Genomic DNA, 16,903 nt, shown 5'->3' with positions numbered 1-16,903 from the left:
CGTGGTTGCCGCGAACACCGAACCGGACCAGAAGGCGGACAGTGCGGGCGGCAGGCTCACGGTCTCACGGTCGGGCGATATCGCGACGATCACGATCGACCACGCAGGCAAGCGCAATGCGCTCACGGCCGCGATGTGGGCGCAGTTCGCACCGGTTCTCGCCGAGCTCGCCGACGACCCCGGGGTGACCGTGCTCGTCGTACGCGGTGCGGGCGCGGACTTCTCCGCGGGGGCCGACATCGGCGACCTCGACGCGATCCTCACGGGCGAGTCCGACGGCGGAGTGATGACGGAGGCCGAGGATGCCCTCGCCGCGTTCCCGAAGCCTACGATCGCCGCGATCGACGGGCACTGCGTCGGGGGCGGATGGGAGCTCGCAGGGGCGTGCGACCTGCGCATCTGCTCCGATCGCTCGACGTTCGGTGTCACACCATCCCGCCTCGGCATCGTCTACCCGCGTTCCGGGATCGAGCGGCTCGTCGCGATCGCCGGCCCGGCGGTCGCGAAGCACCTCCTGTTCTCCGGCGAACTCGTCTCGCCGCAGACCGCGGCGGCCTGGGGGCTCGTGACGAAGGTCCTGCCGGCTGAGGGGTTCTGGGATGCGGTGGGTGCGTTCGCCTCCCTCATCGTGAGCCGGTCCCAGTTCTCGATCCGGGCGACGAAAGAGATCGTGGATGCCGTCGCGGCGGGCGGGGACGGTGTCGCCGAGGCCGTCGCGCGCTGGCTGGCCACGCCATCCGGGGACAGGGCGATCGGCGTCGCGGCGTTCCTCGGCAAGCGGCCGCCGGAGTTCACCTGGGGTTCCGGCACGCCTTGATCGCGGGCCTCGCGCGCCGGTCAGGCCTGGGCGGTGCGCATCGTCAGGACCGGTGTCCCATCGACATCGTCGAGGGTGAGCGTCGCCCGCAGCGACTTCAGCTCGCCGAGCCGCGTGGCATGGGTGCCGCCGCAGGAAATGCGCGCTTCACCGTCGGCAAGGTCGCACACCCAGGACCGGCGGTCGGTGAGCCTCTCGCCGTCGCAGTCGATGCGAACGGGCGCATCCTCCGAGATCCAGGCGTCGAGTTCGCCGTTGACGGCATCCTCGATCCCCGGGAGGTCGTCCCCGAGGCCATCCGCGCGGAAGCCCTTCTTGCGCAGGGACTTGCCGAGCCGATAGGTGTCGAGGGAACCGCGTTCGAGGATGCGCGACGCGTCGTTGGCCTCCGCGTCGAAGTTCGGCGAGCCGAGAGCGTCGAGGGAGACCTCCTTCGACCAGCGCTCGGCCATGGCCCGGTTCAGGGCGAGGGACGCGAGGTGGCATCCGGTGTGGCCGAGCGAGATCGCCTTGCGGTACTTCTCGTCCACCTCCACCGTGACGACGATGCCGACCGGAGGGGCTTCGGTGACGAGGTGGGCGACGACGAAGGTCCACCCCTCGGTCCCCTTGCGCACCGGGATGTCGCGGCCGAGGTGAAGCGCTGAGCCGTCGGTCGCCGCCACGACACAGTCCACGACCTCCGCGGAACCGCCGTTCCAGGTGAGCGTCGCGCGGTCGGCGCCCTGGTCAGGCCACCCCGCATCGACCGGGTGGCACGGTGTGACATCCAGCAGCACGGCGAATCGCTCGCCGACGGGCTCGACGTGCAGGACTGTTCCGGTGCCCTCTGTCGAGCCGGTCGGGTAACTGACGACGGTGCCTGTGGTGGGAAGAACCATGTCACCATTCTCTCCTGCCGGAGGATCGGGACCGCGCTACGGCTTGTCCTTGCCGGGAGGGCCCTTCTTCGGCCCGGGATCCGTTTTGCCCGGCTTGTCCGGCGTGGGGCTGGGTTGCGGCTCAGCGGCGGCCAGGTCCGCCCGCACGAGGTCGATCGACGCCTGGATGCGTGCGCTGCGGCCTGAGTCGATGGCACCGGATGCCGTCCCCTCCGTCAACTGCTCCTCGAGCGTATCGAGAGCGGCGATCGCCTCGGAGTAGTCCCCTGCGGCGGCTGCTGTCGTTACGGCGAGTACGGAGGCCTGTAACTGCCTTGCGGAACCCGCGTCGAGCTGCTGGCCGGAAGGGGCGCACCCGCTGAGCGCACCGGCAAGGAGCAGCAGGGCTGCACCTGCGGCGGTCGCCCGTCTCATCCACCCTCCTCTCAGGCACCCTCGTCCCAGGCACCCTCGACTCAGGCACCCTCGTCCCATGGACCCCCGTCTCATGGCGCCACGCTGTCCTGGAGCTGCTGGAGATGTTCGCCCAGGACTCCCTCGACGGGTGGGTAGGAGGGCGTCGACGTCGGTGGCTCTGCGGTCGCCATGAGCATCCCCGCGACGCCGGCGCCGACGCCGGCGACGACCGCGACTGCCACGGTGACGCCGATGAGCCGGTTCCGCGCGCCCCGCCGCGATGCGGCCCGGATCGGGGAATCCTTCTTACTCCCCGGCGGCACGGCTGTGCTTTCGCGTGCCGGTCCGACGTCAATCGGAGGTTCGGTGACGGCTGGTCTGCCGATCACCTCGGTTGTCGCGGTGAGGCTCACCGGGTACACCAGGGTGCGATCCAGCATCGCCTCCGCAGGGTCATCGGCTTTCGCGTCAGCGATGCTCCTCGCGGCGAGGGCGACCTCGAGCGCGTCTGCCCGCTCCTCGGGATCGAGCGCGGTCATCCTCATGAGCAGGGTGGTCCAGGCAGTCCCGAGCGAATCGGGAACAGTCGGCTGGGTGACGAGGCGCGCGCCCAACGTCTCAGCGGTCGTCCCGGGAAACGCCTTTTCGCCGGTCAGCGTTTCCAGCAGCACGAGGCCGAGGGAATAGATGTCGGATGCCGCACCGGCGGTGGCGCCGCTCGCCTGCTCAGGGCTGAGGTAGTCGGCCGTTCCGACGACGAGGCCCGTCGATGTCAGGGAATTGCCGTCCAGCAGTTTCGCGATCCCGAGATCCGTGAGCTTGGCATGGAACCGCCGATGCGGAACCCCTGAGGGTGCCAGGAGAATGTTTGCCGGCTTGATGTCGCGATGCACGATACCTCTTGCGTGCATGTAGTGCAGGGTTTCCGCGATGTCGGCGCCGATATGCGCCACCTGCTCCTGCGTAAGGTTCTCTGCGACGGCCTCTCGCAGGTTCGGGCCGTCGACGAGTTCCATCACGATGAACGCCCGATCCCCGGCCGGCGTCTGTTCGACACCCGCGTCGAGCAGGGTGACAAGCGCGGGGTGGTTGAGCGAGGCGAGCGTGTCGATCTCGTTGCGCTGGCGACCCAGTTCTTCCGGGTCGGCGGTGCCGGGAAACATGAGCTTGACGGCGACCTCGCGCGGGAGCTGTTCGTCGGCTGCGCGATACACGGGCGCCATTCCGCCACGCCCGATCAGGGCGGTGACCCGGTAGCGGCCGCCGAGCACCCTGCCGATGACCGCATCCTCTGGCACCGTCGGTGAAACCTTCCGAACCTTCGGAGCTCCACGTTCCGGCATGGGAACCTCCCTCGCCTTGGCATGATAACCACAGCGACTGAGGGTCAGCCCAGCAGCGGTCTCACAGCTGCGTCGAGGGCGTCGACGGCCGTCTGGGCGGCGGCGATCCGTTCGACTGCGGTTCCGTCGGTGCTCGAGGCGTCCAGATAGACCTTGACTTTGGGCTCGGTACCACTCGGACGCACGATAACCCGCGAGCCGTCCTCGAGATGGATGCGCAGGATGTCGCTCGGCGGGAAGCTGCCGAAGCCCTCCGCGAAGTCGTCGATCGCGGTCACGGCGACAGTGCCGAGATGGGTCGGCGGGTGCTCACGCAACCGTGCCATGATCCGGGGGATATCGGCGAGCTCCATCACGCGCACCGACACCTGGCCCGAGGCGAACGCGCCGAAACGCGCGGCGAAGTCGAGCTCGTGGTCGTCGATCGTGCGGCCGGCCGCTTTCAGTTCGGCGACGATGGAGAGGAACTCCACGGCGGCCGAGATGCCGTCCTTGTCGCGGACCTTCCGCGGGTCGACGAGGTAGCCGAGCGCCTCCTCATAGCCGAAGGCGAGGTCGGGCACGCGCGAGATCCACTTGAATCCGGTGAGGGTGTCCGCGTAGTCGAGGTGGTACTGGTGCGCGATCTCGGCGAGTGCGGGAGAGCTGACGATGGACGCTGCGAGCGCCCCGTTCACGCAACTCGCCGCGTCGCCGCCGACGGCCGCGACCGATTCGCCGGCCGACTGAAGCCTCTCGGCGGCCCGCCAGCCGAGAAGCCAGCCGACCTCGTTTCCGGAGAGGCGGCGCCACCCACCTGACCCATCGGGTACGGCGACTGCGAGACGGTCGGCATCCGGGTCGTTCGCGACGATGAGGTCGACGCCGGCTTCCGTCGCTGTGCGGAAGGCGAGGTCGAGAGCGCCGGGCTCCTCGGGGTTCGGGAACGCGACGGTGGGGAACGCGGCATCCGGTTCGATCTGCTCTGGAACGACTACCGGTACTCCGAATCCGGAGTCGGCGAACACGCGCCGTGCGGTTTCCCAGCCGACCCCGTGCATGGCCGTGTAGACGAATCGCGGGGCAGCTGCCGGCGCGCTCACGAGCGACGCCGTCTGCCGCACGTATTCGTCGAGCACGTCTTCGCCTGCCGTCTCGTAGTCGGTCGACCGCGGCAGGTCGGGCACCCGCCGGGTTTCGGCGACCCGGACGATCTGCGCCTCGATCTCGGCATCCGACGGCGGGACGATCTGGGAGCCGTTGTCCGTACCGCCCAGGTACACCTTGTAGCCGTTGTCGTTCGGCGGATTGTGGCTCGCCGTGACCATCACCCCGGCGCTCACGTCGAGGTGCCGCACCGCGAAGGCGAGCACGGGGGTCGGCAGGAGGCGAGGCAGGATGATCGCGCGAACGCCGGCGCCGGCCATGAGCTCGGCCGTGTCGGTCGCGAAGATGTGCGAGTTCTTGCGTCCGTCGTAACCGATCACGACGCTCGGGCTCGACTCGCGCGCCAGGAGGAACGCGGCGAGCCCTGCGGCCGCCTGCGCGACCAGGACCCGGTTCATCCGGTTGGGGCCGGCTGCGAGCTCTCCCCGCAGTCCGGCGGTGCCGAATTCGAGCCGGAGATCGAAGCGCGAGTGCAGGTCCGCCAGGGCGGATGCCGAGCCGGTCTCGGCCTCGGAGATGATGGCGTCGAGTTCAGTGCGCGTCTCGTCGTCCGGATCCTGGTCGCGCCAGGTCTTCGCGGCATCCAGAACGCTCGTGTCGGTGCTTCCGATTTCTGGGCCGCCCACTTCTGGCTCGCCCACTAGAGCTCCGCAACGATCTTCGCGAGCAGCGCACTGATCACCGGTTCGGCCGCCTTGCCCGCGTCGATGACTTCCTCGTGGCTGAGCGGGGTCTTCTGGATGCCGGCGGCGAGGTTCGTGATGAGCGACATCCCGAGAATCTCCATGCCGGACTGGCGCGCGGCGATCGCCTCGAGTGCCGTGGACATCCCGACGATGTGGCCGCCCATGGCCTTCGCCATCTGCACCTCCGCCGGCGTCTCATAGTTCGGACCGCGGAACTGGCAGTAGACGCCGTCGTCGAGGCTCGCATCGATCGTGCGGGCGAGGTCGCGCAGGCGGCGGGAGTACAGGTCGGTCAGGTCGACGAAGGTCGCGCCCTCGAGCGGGGAGGTGGCCGTGAGGTTGATGTGGTCGCTGATGAGCACGGGGGTGCCCGGGTTCCAGGTCTCCCGGATGCCGCCGGCACCGTTCGTGAGGATCATGATCTTCGCGCCCGTGGCGGCCGCGGTGCGCACGCTGTGCACGACCCTGCGGACGCCGTGGCCCTCGTAATAGTGGGTGCGCGCGCCGATCACGAGGGCGCGCTTTCCGTTCGGCAGCAGGATCGAGCGCAGCGACCCGGTGTGTCCCTCCAGCGCCGGCTTGCTGAAGCCGTCGATCTCCGTCGCGGGAATCGTCGCCGTCGTCTCACCGATGAGGTCGGCCGCCTTCGCCCAGCCGCTTCCGAGCGTGAGGGCGATGTCGTGGCGCTGGACGCCGGTCTTCTCGGCGATCTGTACTGCGGCGTTCGCCGCAACGGCGAACGGGTCGGCCGCGGGGTCGTCGAGCGGGTTGGTGTGGTTCGTCATGCCACCACTCTAATTTGCACTGGCCGCACCCGCGCTGGGGGAGAATGGGCGGATGTCTTACAAGTTCGAGCGCAAGCAGCGCATCGCCATCATCGGCGGCGGCCCAGGCGGGTACGAGGCGGCATTGACCGGTGCGCAACTGGGTGCAGAGGTGACCCTCGTCGAGCGCACAGGAGTCGGCGGCTCCGCCGTGCTGACCGATGTGGTCCCGTCCAAGACGCTCATCGCGACGGCGGAGGCGGCGAACGCGATCGTGGACGCGGCAGACCTCGGCGTGCAGTTCTTCGCCCGGGATGGCGGTCGCGCCACGAAGCCGGAGGTGGCGGTCAACCTCGCCGCCGTCAACAAGAGGCTTCTCGGGCTCGCGCGCGACCAGTCGGAGGACATGAAATCGGCGCTCAAGCGCGCGGGGGTCACGATCCTCCAGGGGGATGGACGCCTCGACGGGCCGCAGCGCGTCGTCGTGTCCACCGGATCGGGGAAGAAGCGCACCGACTTCGAGTCGATCGACGCGGACACGATCGTCGTATCGGTGGGGGCGAGCCCCCGCATCCTGCCGACCGCGAAGCCGGACGGGGAGCGCATCCTCACCTGGACGCAGCTGTACAGCCTGGACTCCGTGCCCGATCATCTCATCGTCGTCGGTTCCGGGGTCACCGGGGCGGAGTTCGCTTCGGCCTACACCGCGCTCGGCGCGAAGGTCACACTCATCTCCAGCCGCGACACCGTCCTCCCTGGGGAGGATGTCGACGCCGCCAGGGTCATCGAGACGGTGTTCAAGCGCAACGGGATGACTGTGCTCTCGAAGTCGCGCGCGGAATCGATCGAGCGCACCGCGGATGGCGTTCTCGCGACGCTCACCGACGGCCGCATGGTCGAGGGCAGCCACTGCCTCATGGCTGTCGGGTCGGTGCCGAACACCGTGGGCATCGGGCTCGAGGATGCCGGGGTTCAGCTCACCGAATCCGGTCACATTCGCGTCAACCGGGTCGCCCGCACGTCGATGCCGTCGATCTACGCGGCAGGCGACTGCTCCGACTTCCTGCCGCTCGCATCCGTCGCGTCGATGCAGGGGCGCACGGCGGTGTTCCACGCGATGGGCGACGAGGTGAACCCGACAGAGCTGCGCAACGTGACGTCGAACATCTTCACGCAGCCGGAGATCGCGACCGTCGGCTGGTCGCAGAAGCAGATCGAGGACGGCGTCGTTCCCGGGCGGATCCACAAACTGCCCCTCTCGCAGAATCCGCGCGCGAAGATGCTCGGCATCCGGGATGGCTTCGTGAAGCTCGTCGCGAGCGTGAGCAGCGGGACGGTCATCGGCGGCGTCGTCGTGTCGCCGAAGGCATCCGAGCTCATCCTGCCGATCGCGCTCGCGATCGAGCACCGACTGACGGTCGATGAACTCGCGGAGGCCTTCAGCGTCTACCCCTCGCTCTCCGGCAGCATCACGGATGCCGCCCGCGCGATGCACATCGTGCGCTGACCGGCCTCGCCGCGCGATGCGGTGTCGTGTCTGCGATGCACCGTTTCACACAACCGGATCGCGGACAGACCACCGCATCGTCGCGGGCCGGAGCGGGAGCCGGTGCCGGCTAGCGGAACGGCCGCGTCAGTCGACGATGTTCAGCAGAAGGTGACCGGATGACACGGTCGCCCCGACGACGGCGTTGATGTCGGAGATCACCCCGTCTTTGTGCGCGGTGAGCGGCTGCTCCATCTTCATCGCCTCCAGGACGAGCACGAGGTCGCCCTTCACGACGCGGTCGCCGTCGTTCACGGCGAGCTTCACGACGGTCGCCTGCATGGGTGCCTTCACGGAGTCGCCCGTCGCGGTGGCGACCACGCTCCCGGCACTCCGGCGCGGAGGCACGGCGGCCGGCGCCGATGCCGCTGCGCCCAGCATCGGGCTCGGCAACGACACCTCGATGCGCTTGCCGCCGACCTCGACGACGACGTTCTGTCGCGAGGCGGGCGGAGTCGCCTCCACGAGCGACCCGCTCCACGGTTCGATGTCGTTGTCGAAGTCGGTCTCGATCCACCGCGTGTAGACGGAGAAGGGCGCGGATGTGAACGCGGGGTCGCGCACGATCTTCCGGTGGAACGGCAGCACGGTCGGCAGGCCGGCGACTTCGAACTCGTCGAGCGCACGACGCGAACGCTCCAGCGCGTCCTCCCGGCTCGAACCCGTCACGATGAGCTTGGCGAGCAGGGAGTCGAACGCGCCGCCGATGACATCGCCGGTCGTGACACCGCTGTCGACGCGCACCCCGGGGCCGCCGGGGAACCGCAGCACGCTCACCGGACCGGGCGTCGGCATGAAGTTCAGCCCTGGGTCCTCGCCGTTGATGCGGAATTCGAACGAGTGTCCCTGCGGCGCGGGGTCCTCGTAGTCGATGAGTCCGCCCTCGGCGATCCGGAACTGCTCGCGCACGAGGTCGATCCCGGTGACCTCCTCCGACACCGGATGCTCGACCTGCAGCCGCGTGTTCACCTCGAGGAACGAGATGGTCCCGTCCGAGGCGACGAGGAACTCGCACGTGCCGGCACCGACATATCCGACCTCGCGCAGGATCGCCTTCGAGGAGGTGTAGAGCTGCTCGGTCTGCGCCTCGGTGAGGAATGGTGCCGGCGCCTCCTCCACGAGCTTCTGGTGCCGGCGCTGGAGGGAACAGTCGCGGGTCGAGATGACGACGACGTTGCCTGCCGCATCGGCGAGGCACTGCGTCTCGACGTGGCGCGGCTTGTCGAGGTACTTCTCGACGAAGCATTCCCCTCGGCCGAACGCCGCCACGGCCTCGCGGGTGGCCGACTCGAAGAGCTCGGGGATCTCCTCGCGCGTGCGCGCCACCTTGAGCCCGCGTCCGCCGCCTCCGAACGCGGCCTTGATCGCCACGGGGAGTCCGTGCGTGTCGACGAAGTCGAGCACCTCGGCGGCGTCCGCCACCGGATTGAGCGTCCCCGGTGCGAGCGGCGCACCGACCTTCTCGGCGATGTGCCGGGCGGAGACCTTGTCTCCGAGCTGTTCGATCGCGGACGGCGACGGTCCGATCCAGATGAGTCCTGCGTCGATGACGGCCTGGGCGAACTGCGCGTTCTCGGCGAGGAACCCGTATCCGGGGTGCACGGCATCCGCCCCTGAGCGCCGCGCGATGGAGAGGATCTTGTCGATGGAGAGGTAGGTCTCGGCGCTCGTCGACCCCTCGAGCGCATACGCCTCATCCGCGAGCTTCACGTGCCGGGCATCCCGGTCCTGGTCCGCATACACCGCGACCGAAGCGATTCCGCTGTCCTTCGCCGCCCGGATGACGCGGACCGCGATCTCTCCGCGATTGGCAATCAGAACTGTGGAGATACGGGGCATAGTTGTTTAGCCTATTGCGCTTCGCGCATCGATCATTGGCCAGGATTGACAAAAAGAGTTGGACGTCCTTGTATTTCGGGTTGCATGCCGGAGAAGACGTGCCATTCGACGCCGAAGCCGCGCAGAAGACCGCGCAGTGTGGACAGCGAGAGTCCGACGACCGCGTGGGGATCGCCATCGACACGCGTGATGAACGGAGCGCCAAGGGAGTCGATGGTGAACGCCCCCGCGACGTGGAGCGGTTCGCCCGTCGCGACGTACGCGTCGAGCTCCGCGTCGGTGATGTCCTCGGCGAAGGTCACCCCCGCACTCGACACGGCTCCCGCTGCGCCGTTCACCCGCCCGCCGCGGTGGTCGATGAGCCAGTGCCCCGAGTGCAGGATGCCGGTGCGCCCCCGCTGAAGCACCCACCGCTCGCGGGCCACGGATGCCGTGTGCGGCTTCCCGTACACGACGCCGGCGAGTTCGAAGACGGAGTCGCCGCCGAGGATGAAGCCGTCCGGGGTGATGCCACCCGCCCCGGACTCGGCCACCGCCTCCGCCTTCAGCCGGGCGAGCAGCAGCACCGTCTCGACGGGGGAGATCGCGCCGGCAGCGGCCACCGCGGCATCCTCGTCGACATGGGACGGCGCAACGACCGGTTCGATTCCCGCGGCGCGCAGGGTCGCCAGTCGCGCCGGAGAGGTCGAGGCGAGATAGAGCCGCACACCGGCTTCCGACACGACCGCTCCTAAGCTGGGGGGATGGGCGAAAATCTGGGCCAACTCGTGGAGTTGGAGATTTCCAACGTAGCCCACGGCGGTGCGATGGTCGCGCGTCACGAAGGACGCGTCGTCTTCGTCTCGGACGCGATACCGGGGGAGACCGTCCGCGCCGTCATCACGGATGACGCGAAGTCCGCGTTCTGGCGCGCGGATGCCGTGGAGATCCTCGACGCATCCCCGCACCGGCAGGACCATGTCTGGTCTGCCGCGTCGATCGCGAGGGCGCCGCTGGAGCGGGTGGGCGGCGCAGAGTTCGGTCACATCGCGATCGAGCACCAGCGTGAACTCAAGCGGCGGGTGCTCGCCGACGCTGTGAGCCGGATGGCCGGCGTCGACTCGCCCGTCGTCGTCGAGCCTGTGCCCGGCGCGGTCGACGGCACCGGATGGCGCACCCGCGTCCGACTGCACGTGGCCGACGACGGGACCGTCGGCGGGTTCGCCGCGCGTTCGCACCGCGTCATCCCGGTCACCGACCTGCCTCTGGCGACCCCGGCCATCGCGGCGGCCGCGCCCCTCGGACGACGCGCGCGGCACAACGCTGGCGGACACATCGACATCGTCGCTCCGTCGCGAGGCGACACCCTCGTGCTGGACGGGAACCAGGGCGACTCGATCACGGAGGTGGTCGGCGATCGCGAGTTCCATCTGGCCGCGGGCGGATTCTGGCAGGTTCACACCCACGCTGCGGCAACACTCACGGGCGCCGTGCAGGAGGCGATCGACGCCGACCTCTTCGATCCGCTCGCCGAGAACCTCGACCTCTACGGCGGGGTCGGACTCCTCGCTGCAGCAGTCGGGGACCGGTTCGGCCCTGAGACGCGCATCACGACCGTCGAGAGCGACGCGAGGGCGACGGAGTTCGCGACGGCCAACCTCGCGGAGTGGGCCGCGGCGGGAGCGGTCACGGCGAGAGCGGATCGATTCCTCGCCCGCGCAACCGCAGACGGCAGGCGACTGGATGGGGCGACGGTCATCCTGGATCCGCCGCGATCCGGGGCCGGAAAAGGCGTCGTCGGCCAGCTCGCAGCCCTGCACCCGACGCAGATCGTCTACGTCGCGTGCGACCCGGTCGCGCTCGCGAGGGACCTCGCGCTCTTCGCGAGCAGTGGCTACCGGCTCAACCCGAACCAGGACGACACGACGGGGGCCGGCGGCATCCGGGCGTTCGATCTGTTTCCGAACACGCACCACGTCGAAGCTGTGGCACGCCTCGTTCGGGAGTAGGTCGGGCCCGCGGGAGCAGATCGGGTTCGGGGCCTCGAAACACCCTGCTGCGCCCGGCATTCGACCAGCGAGGGGCTACCAGCTCCCGCCGCCTCCACCGCCGCCTCCGCCGCCGCCGCCGCCCCCTCCCCCGGATCCACCGCTGGAGCCGGGAGTGGACGTGAAGGAGGTCGTCGCCATGCTCGTGAAGGTGTTGACGGCCGACCCGATCGAGGAGATCGAGGCGACGGTGCTCGACAGGTATCCGGCCCGGAAGCCCGCATTGCCCACGTACCAGTCCGGTGTCGCCTGCACTTTGCCCTGCGCGACGAGCTCGGCGAACACCTTGGCCCAGCGCTCCGCCTCACCGAACACCATGGCCCACGGCATGTATCGGCTGAACACGTCCTCGTCCTCGTCGAAGCGGATGCGGTCGGCCTCTGCGGTCGCGATGTACTCCTTGAATCCGGCGAGTTGCACGAAGACGGCGTGCCCGAGCGCGCTGCGCCTGGCGGCCTTCGACGCGGCACCGAGGGTCACGAGGGAGCCGGCGGCGAGGCCGATCGGGATGAGGAACCACGCACCGTTGACGAAGGTCATGATGAAGAACCCGACCGCTCCGAGGGTGAGCCCCCAGCTGATGAGCGGATGGCTTCCGTTCACCTTGTCGATGAAGTACGCCTGGTGCTCGATCCAGGTGTCCAGCGACTTGATGATCGCCCGCATGTCGGAGGCAAAGGTGTTGGTCAGCTTGGAGAGCGTCACGCTCGTCCGGGAACGACCGAACAGCCTCCCGAGAAGGAGCGTCTCGTGCGGAAGCAGCTCTGCGGCATCCGGACCGCCTGGGCGGGATGCCGCCCTCTTCTGCGCTGCACGCTCCGGCGTCGAGACGAGGGTGTAGTCCTTCGCCTTGCGGCGATTGCCGCCCTCGACCTCTTCGATGCGCAGGTAGCCCCTCACGGCGAGGTCGACGAGGGTGGCGGTGATGTCGGAGTTCTTCCGCTTCTTGTTGAGGACGGTGCCCGCAGCCCCCACCGGGAGTCCCGCCGGCGGCTGGTACTGCACGACGATCGTCTCGTCCTTCGGCGCGGGGCCGACCTCGGCGCTCGACGGGTTGTCCGGGACCTGGCCGGGGGTGACGCCCAGGAAGGAGCGGTCGCGCCTTCTCGCCACGACGAGCAGCTGGAAGGCGAGCGGTACGCCGACGAGCAGGCCGAGACCCGTTCCCCAGTTCCACGGGTTCCAGAACGGGTCAGGTCCGTCGTTCGAACCGGTGCGGATCGGCTCGGAGTATGCAGGGAGACTCGCCGCGGTGATCGGCTCGGTGTTGGCGAATGTCCCGTCCGGCCACGCCACGTCGATCGTCATGCCCTGCCTGCTCGTGAGGTCCGCCGTGGAGAACGTCGCCGATGCGCCGCTCTTCGTCGCGCTGTCGCACGTGTCCTGCGTTCCGTCGTAGCCCGCGAAGCAGGTCACCCACTCCACAGGCGCCGGGCCATCCACCGTCACCGTCGTCTTCACGATCGTCGGATCCCAGTAGCTTCCGGTCGCGTTCCAGTAGAACTCGTCGAGGAAGCTGCCATCCGGCTGCTGGGCACGGTTCAGGGCCCCGTCGATGTCGTAGGACACGACATAGGTCTGCTTGCCGCTGACGTTCGCATTCTTGTTTCCGACCCGGATCTGAAGCGCGTTGTCGAGCGCCGTCGAGAAGAGTGCGCTCGCCCCGGTCGGGCTCGTCACGTCGATGTTGGAGTACTGGTAGACGCGATCCGTTCCCGGCGTCGCGGTGGAGAACCGTGAGATGAGGTATCGATCGATCCCGTGGCGGTCTTCCGACGAGCCGAAGTCGTAGTCGATCGTCTCGACGACGTGCACGCTGCCGTCCGGCTCGATCGTGTAGCGGATGTCGAAATGGCTGAGTTCCTCCGGCCCGCTCCACGGCCCGGAGCATCCCGCGAGTGACAGGGCGACGACCCCGATCGCCAGCGCAGACTTCACCACTCGAGAAATCATGTCCAGACTCTATCGTCTGGCTTCGCGGCGGTGGCATTAAGCTGGCAGAAGTACCCGCGAGAACAGGAACCTGACCATGCAACTCACGGTGGAGAACGAAACCGTTGTGGACGCGTCACGCCGGGGGGTGAGGGTCGGCGTCGTCGATGATCATGAATCGGTGCGGCTCGGACTCAAGGCGGCATTCATCGACGCCGGGTTCGATTTCGTCCTGGCCGCGGCATCCGTCAAGGAGTTCGTCGCGAACCTCGGTGGTCGCGAGTGCGACGTCGTCGTGCTCGACCTCTCGCTCGGCGACGGTTCGACGGTGACCGAGAACGTGAAGTCGGTGCAGGCGACCGGCTGTGCCGTCCTCATTCACAGCATTGCCGATCGGGTCGCCCTCGTCCGCGAGGCTCTTGCGGCCGGCGCTGCCGGCGTCATCCCGAAGTCGTCCGCGACGAAGACGGTCATGTCGGCGGTGGCGACGGTGGCGCGCGGCGACGTTCTCAACAACCTCGAGTGGGCGACCGCGATCGACGCGGACCGTGACTTCTCGAAGGCCCAGCTCGGCAGGCGCGAGCGTGAAATCCTCCACCTGTACGCGTCGGGGCTCCCGCTCAAGCTCGCGGCCGAGAAGCTCGGCATCGGGTACGCGACGGCGCGCGAATACCTCGACCGCATCCGTGTGAAATATGTCGAGGTCGGCAGGCCGGCTCCGACCAAGGTCGACCTGCTGCGCCGCGCGGTGGAGGATGGCATTCTCCCGGGGCTCGACCCGGATGGCGGAGATGACGACTGAGCTGACTGCGTCTCCGCCTCGACAGCAGAGGCGGCCGATCAGCCGCTCCCAGATGGAGGTCGTCGCCTCCCGCTCCGTCGCGTTCTTCGGGCTGCTGTTCGGCGCGCAGACCTTCCCCGTGATGCTCGGCCAGGTGGTCCAGCTTCAGCCGGTGTGGTTCTGGGGGTACAACATCGCCATTCTCGGCGGCCTGCTGGTCAGCGTCGTCGCGGCGATGCTCCGCCGGTTCGTTCGATCCGTCAACACCTGGGTCGCCCTGTCCTACCTCGTCGCCATGGCCACGTGGCCGCTCGCCGTCCTCGACACCGACACCGTGGCGAAGGAACGCCCGTGGCTCTGGTTCATGTGCACCGTCGCGACCGCGGCCGCCGCGATCGCCTTCTCGACCTGGAGCGCCGCCCTCTACCTCGTCCTGGCGCCGAGCGTCTATGGAGTCATTCGCCTGACGCCATCCGGCGGTGGAGCGCACTGGGATCTCGCCGCCCTCGACACGATCTACGCGATCCTGCTCGGCGGGGCGGTGCTCATGATCATCACCCTCTTGCGCGGGGCCGCGGCATCCGTCGACTCGGCGCAGGCGACAGCGCTCGCACGCTACTCCCACGCCATCCGCCAGCATGCGACGGAGGTCGAGCGCGTCCAGGTGGATTCGATCGTGCACGACAGTGTCCTGACGACGCTCATCTCGGCGGCGCGCGCATACTCTCCGGATGCCATGGCGCTGTCGGCGACGATGGCGAGCAATGCGATCGGCCATCTCAAGGAGGCGGCGGCCGCATCCCCCGACGACGAGTCGATGGTGGCGGTGGAGCAGGTGGCCGAACGCATCGCGGAGGCGACGAACACGCTCTCGGCGCCGTTCACCGTGCGGGTGCTCGACATCGGAGCGGGCACCGTCTCGGTGCAGGTCGCCGACGCCCTGTACTCCGCAGCGGTGCAGGCGATGGTCAACAGCCTGCAGCATGCCGGGCACGCGAATGACATCGACAGGTGGGTGCGCATCACCGGCGTCGGGGCGGATGGGCTCGAGGTCGAGATCGGGGACACCGGTGTCGGATTCTCCATCGCGGAGGTGCCCAACGAGCGTCTGGGCCTGCGCGTCTCGATCGTCGAGCGCGTGGCGAACGCCGGCGGCCGGGCAGAGATCGCGTCCAGCCCAGGCGACGGCACGGTCGTCAGCATCCGCTGGCCGGACCCCGAGCAGGAGGAGAGGGGCACGTCATGGTGATCTCCATTCCGCGTTTCATCATCGTCGCGCTCGCGGCGGTCTTCTCCGGATACCACTTGTTGCTCGCGGTCTACTCGATCAACGTTCCGCGCGACAAGGTCCCGTTCATCGCGGCGATGATCATGTACGCGATCGCGACGGCGATCAGCCTGTGGCCGTCGAAGGACATCCGGATGCCGCTCTGGATGGCGATCATGAACGTTGCCGTGTGCATCGCACTCCCGATCCTCGTGACCGCACAGCTCGACGTCCACGGGTCGGTCGGCTCCGACTATTCGACCTGGTATCCGGCGGCGATCGGAACGCTCATGGTCATCACGTCGACGCGAAAACAGCACTTCCTGGCCTGGGTCGGTGTGCTGTCCCTCGCCGTGCAGACGACGATCTGGGCCGGTGTAGGGGCTCTCGCAACGCTCGGGGTGGTCGGCAGCATCGTCTGGGTGGCGGTGTCGCACGTGCTCTCCCGCTCCCTCGCGAAGATCGGCAAGGACGCGCAGCAATACGTCGTCGCGGAGCGGGAGGCCGCGGACTGGCAGGCGGCCCAGGAGGCGCACCTGTTCGAACGGCAATTCCGCCTTCGCCAGACCAACCGGATGGCGCTGCCGATGCTCCGGCAGATCGTCGCACGCAAGGGGGACCTCACCGACGCCCAGCGCTCGGAATGCGTCTACCTGGAGGCCGCCATCCGGGACGAGATCCGTGGACGCAAGCTCCTCAACAACCGCGTTCGGGACCAGGTGATGCGCGCGCGCAGGAGGGGCGCGATCGTGACGCTCCTCGATGAGGGCGGGATCGACGAGCTCTCCGACGCGGAACTGGAGCGCGTTCTGAACAGCCTCGCCGACGCGTTGAAGAGTTCGAACACGGACCGGCTCATCGCGCGGACCGTCCCCGAGGGCTCGGATGTCGCGGTGACGGTGGTCGGGCTGAATTCGTCGGACGGCGGGAACGCGAGCGCACTCGGTCACGCCGAGGAGGACGACGAGGACGACCAGGTCGACCTGTGGCTGGAGATCCCCCGCGCGCTGGAGCGTTGAGCGGAGGCCATTTCTGGCCCTCGCAGCAGGCGAAGCCGTGCCGGCGCCGAGCGCCGTCCCGGCGCTCGGTCGGTGAAGCCATGAGCAGAGGAAAGGGCCGGAGGAGATTCCTCCGGCCCTTTCTCAAGATTCGAGTCAGGGCGATAACCCGAATATCGCCCTGACTCGCCCCCAAGTCATTAGCCCGCTTACCCTAGTCGGCCAATGATTGGTGATGTTGCTCTGAAGAGAGGAACACCTAGCACTTTCTATTCTGGGGTGCCTTCACCATAACTCATAGTCGTCATTTTGGGGGACAATCGGGGGACATTTTTTGACGATGTACACTGATTTTAGCCGGTATATCGGCATTCCGGTAGGGTATACCCGTAGTCAGCGGGGTACAGGGTGGGGATTTCCTGCGTCTCCGACGGATCCGCAGTCGAATTGGCGCAGAATCGACCGGAATCGCAACGGATT

Annotated in this window: 14 protein-coding genes; 6 read left to right on the top strand and 8 right to left on the bottom strand. The window is 68.3% G+C overall.

Annotated elements, in window-relative coordinates:
* The first annotated feature begins 1 nt into the window (after nt 1).
* Nucleotides 2-817, top strand: a complete 816-nt coding sequence (locus BKA04_RS04755) for an enoyl-CoA hydratase/isomerase family protein (RefSeq protein ID WP_198413293.1) — start codon at nt 2-4, stop codon at nt 815-817.
* Nucleotides 818-837: 20 nt separating this feature from the next.
* On the opposite strand, the gene BKA04_RS04750 is transcribed toward BKA04_RS04755, so the two are convergent.
* From BKA04_RS04750 to BKA04_RS04730, 5 genes are all read right to left on the bottom strand, one after another.
* On the bottom strand, nt 838-1,698 hold the full coding sequence (locus tag BKA04_RS04750) for an alanyl-tRNA editing protein (RefSeq protein ID WP_104095380.1): 861 nt from the start codon (nt 1,696-1,698) through the stop codon (nt 838-840).
* Between the two features lie 36 nt (nt 1,699-1,734).
* Complete coding sequence (locus BKA04_RS04745) at nt 1,735-2,112, bottom strand: hypothetical protein (RefSeq protein ID WP_104095379.1); 378 nt, start codon at nt 2,110-2,112, stop codon at nt 1,735-1,737.
* Nucleotides 2,113-2,183: 71 nt separating this feature from the next.
* Nucleotides 2,184-3,437 carry a serine/threonine-protein kinase gene (locus BKA04_RS04740; RefSeq protein WP_104095378.1) on the bottom strand — a complete coding sequence of 418 codons (1,254 nt, stop codon included), beginning with the start codon at nt 3,435-3,437 and terminating at the stop codon, nt 2,184-2,186.
* Between the two features lie 44 nt (nt 3,438-3,481).
* On the bottom strand, nt 3,482-5,224 hold the full coding sequence (locus BKA04_RS04735) for a phospho-sugar mutase (RefSeq protein WP_232841962.1): 1,743 nt from the start codon (nt 5,222-5,224) through the stop codon (nt 3,482-3,484).
* Nucleotides 5,224-6,054 (bottom strand): purine-nucleoside phosphorylase, encoded by an 831-nt coding sequence (locus BKA04_RS04730; RefSeq protein WP_104095377.1) that lies wholly within the window; start codon nt 6,052-6,054, stop codon nt 5,224-5,226. Before BKA04_RS04730 ends, BKA04_RS04735 begins: the two co-directional genes overlap by 1 nt.
* A 52-nt stretch (nt 6,055-6,106) precedes the next feature.
* On the opposite strand from BKA04_RS04730, the gene BKA04_RS04725 reads away from it, so the two are divergent.
* The gene (locus BKA04_RS04725) at nt 6,107-7,540 is read left to right on the top strand and encodes an NAD(P)H-quinone dehydrogenase (RefSeq protein ID WP_104095376.1); all 1,434 of its coding nucleotides are present in this window, start codon (nt 6,107-6,109) and stop codon (nt 7,538-7,540) included.
* Between the two features lie 126 nt (nt 7,541-7,666).
* Here the strand turns inward: BKA04_RS04725 and BKA04_RS04720 are convergent, their stop codons facing one another.
* On the bottom strand, nt 7,667-9,418 hold the full coding sequence (locus tag BKA04_RS04720; protein WP_104095375.1) for an acetyl/propionyl/methylcrotonyl-CoA carboxylase subunit alpha: 1,752 nt from the start codon (nt 9,416-9,418) through the stop codon (nt 7,667-7,669).
* Nucleotides 9,419-9,450: 32 nt separating this feature from the next.
* A complete protein-coding gene (locus BKA04_RS04715; RefSeq protein ID WP_408646441.1) occupies nt 9,451-10,140 on the bottom strand; it encodes a Maf family protein in 690 nt (229 codons plus the stop codon).
* A gap of 21 nt (nt 10,141-10,161) precedes the next feature.
* Here BKA04_RS04715 and BKA04_RS04710 point away from each other — a divergent pair, with 21 nt between their 5' ends.
* A complete protein-coding gene (locus BKA04_RS04710) occupies nt 10,162-11,406 on the top strand; it encodes a class I SAM-dependent RNA methyltransferase (protein WP_104095374.1) in 1,245 nt (414 codons plus the stop codon).
* A 75-nt stretch (nt 11,407-11,481) separates the two neighbouring features.
* Here the strand turns inward: BKA04_RS04710 and BKA04_RS04705 are convergent, their stop codons facing one another.
* Nucleotides 11,482-13,398 carry a DUF2207 domain-containing protein gene (locus tag BKA04_RS04705; protein WP_167309672.1) on the bottom strand — a complete coding sequence of 639 codons (1,917 nt, stop codon included), beginning with the start codon at nt 13,396-13,398 and terminating at the stop codon, nt 11,482-11,484.
* Nucleotides 13,399-13,474: 76 nt separating this feature from the next.
* On the opposite strand from BKA04_RS04705, the gene BKA04_RS04700 reads away from it, so the two are divergent.
* The 3 genes from BKA04_RS04700 to BKA04_RS04690 are packed head-to-tail and all read left to right on the top strand — an operon-like array spanning nt 13,475 to nt 16,444.
* Entirely contained in the window at nt 13,475-14,179 is a 705-nt protein-coding gene (locus tag BKA04_RS04700) for a response regulator transcription factor (protein ID WP_104095373.1), read from the top strand.
* On the top strand, nt 14,169-15,407 hold the full coding sequence (locus tag BKA04_RS04695; protein WP_104096630.1) for a sensor histidine kinase: 1,239 nt from the start codon (nt 14,169-14,171) through the stop codon (nt 15,405-15,407). The genes BKA04_RS04700 and BKA04_RS04695 overlap by 11 nt, the downstream gene beginning before the upstream one ends.
* Nucleotides 15,401-16,444, top strand: coding sequence for a hypothetical protein (locus BKA04_RS04690; RefSeq protein ID WP_221234038.1), 1,044 nt, complete (start codon nt 15,401-15,403; stop codon nt 16,442-16,444). The genes BKA04_RS04695 and BKA04_RS04690 overlap by 7 nt, the downstream gene beginning before the upstream one ends.
* Nucleotides 16,445-16,903: the final 459 nt, after the last annotated feature.

Source organism: Terrimesophilobacter mesophilus (genome assembly GCF_014200375.1).
Classification (GTDB): domain Bacteria; phylum Actinomycetota; class Actinomycetes; order Actinomycetales; family Microbacteriaceae; genus Terrimesophilobacter; species Terrimesophilobacter mesophilus.
The sequence above is the reverse complement of the archived record's forward strand: the minus strand, read 5'-3'. Positions and strand labels throughout refer to the sequence as shown.

Bases quoted from the DNA above. Each gene is read 5' to 3' on its own strand.
- BKA04_RS04750 (WP_104095380.1), bottom strand. From the start codon at position 1,698: ATGGTTCTTCCCACCACAGGCACCGTCGTCAGTTACCCGACCGGCTCG.
- BKA04_RS04745 (WP_104095379.1), bottom strand. From the start codon at position 2,112: ATGAGACGGGCGACCGCCGCAGGTGCAGCCCTGCTGCTCCTTGCCGGT.
- BKA04_RS04740 (WP_104095378.1), bottom strand. From the start codon at position 3,437: ATGCCGGAACGTGGAGCTCCGAAGGTTCGGAAGGTTTCACCGACGGTG.
- BKA04_RS04730 (WP_104095377.1), bottom strand. From the start codon at position 6,054: ATGACGAACCACACCAACCCGCTCGACGACCCCGCGGCCGACCCGTTC.
- BKA04_RS04725 (WP_104095376.1), top strand. From the start codon at position 6,107: ATGTCTTACAAGTTCGAGCGCAAGCAGCGCATCGCCATCATCGGCGGC.
- BKA04_RS04720 (WP_104095375.1), bottom strand. From the start codon at position 9,418: ATGCCCCGTATCTCCACAGTTCTGATTGCCAATCGCGGAGAGATCGCG.
- BKA04_RS04710 (WP_104095374.1), top strand. From the start codon at position 10,162: ATGGGCGAAAATCTGGGCCAACTCGTGGAGTTGGAGATTTCCAACGTA.
- BKA04_RS04705 (WP_167309672.1), bottom strand. From the start codon at position 13,398: ATGATTTCTCGAGTGGTGAAGTCTGCGCTGGCGATCGGGGTCGTCGCC.
- BKA04_RS04700 (WP_104095373.1), top strand. From the start codon at position 13,475: ATGCAACTCACGGTGGAGAACGAAACCGTTGTGGACGCGTCACGCCGG.
- BKA04_RS04695 (WP_104096630.1), top strand. From the start codon at position 14,169: ATGACGACTGAGCTGACTGCGTCTCCGCCTCGACAGCAGAGGCGGCCG.
- BKA04_RS04690 (WP_221234038.1), top strand. From the start codon at position 15,401: ATGGTGATCTCCATTCCGCGTTTCATCATCGTCGCGCTCGCGGCGGTC.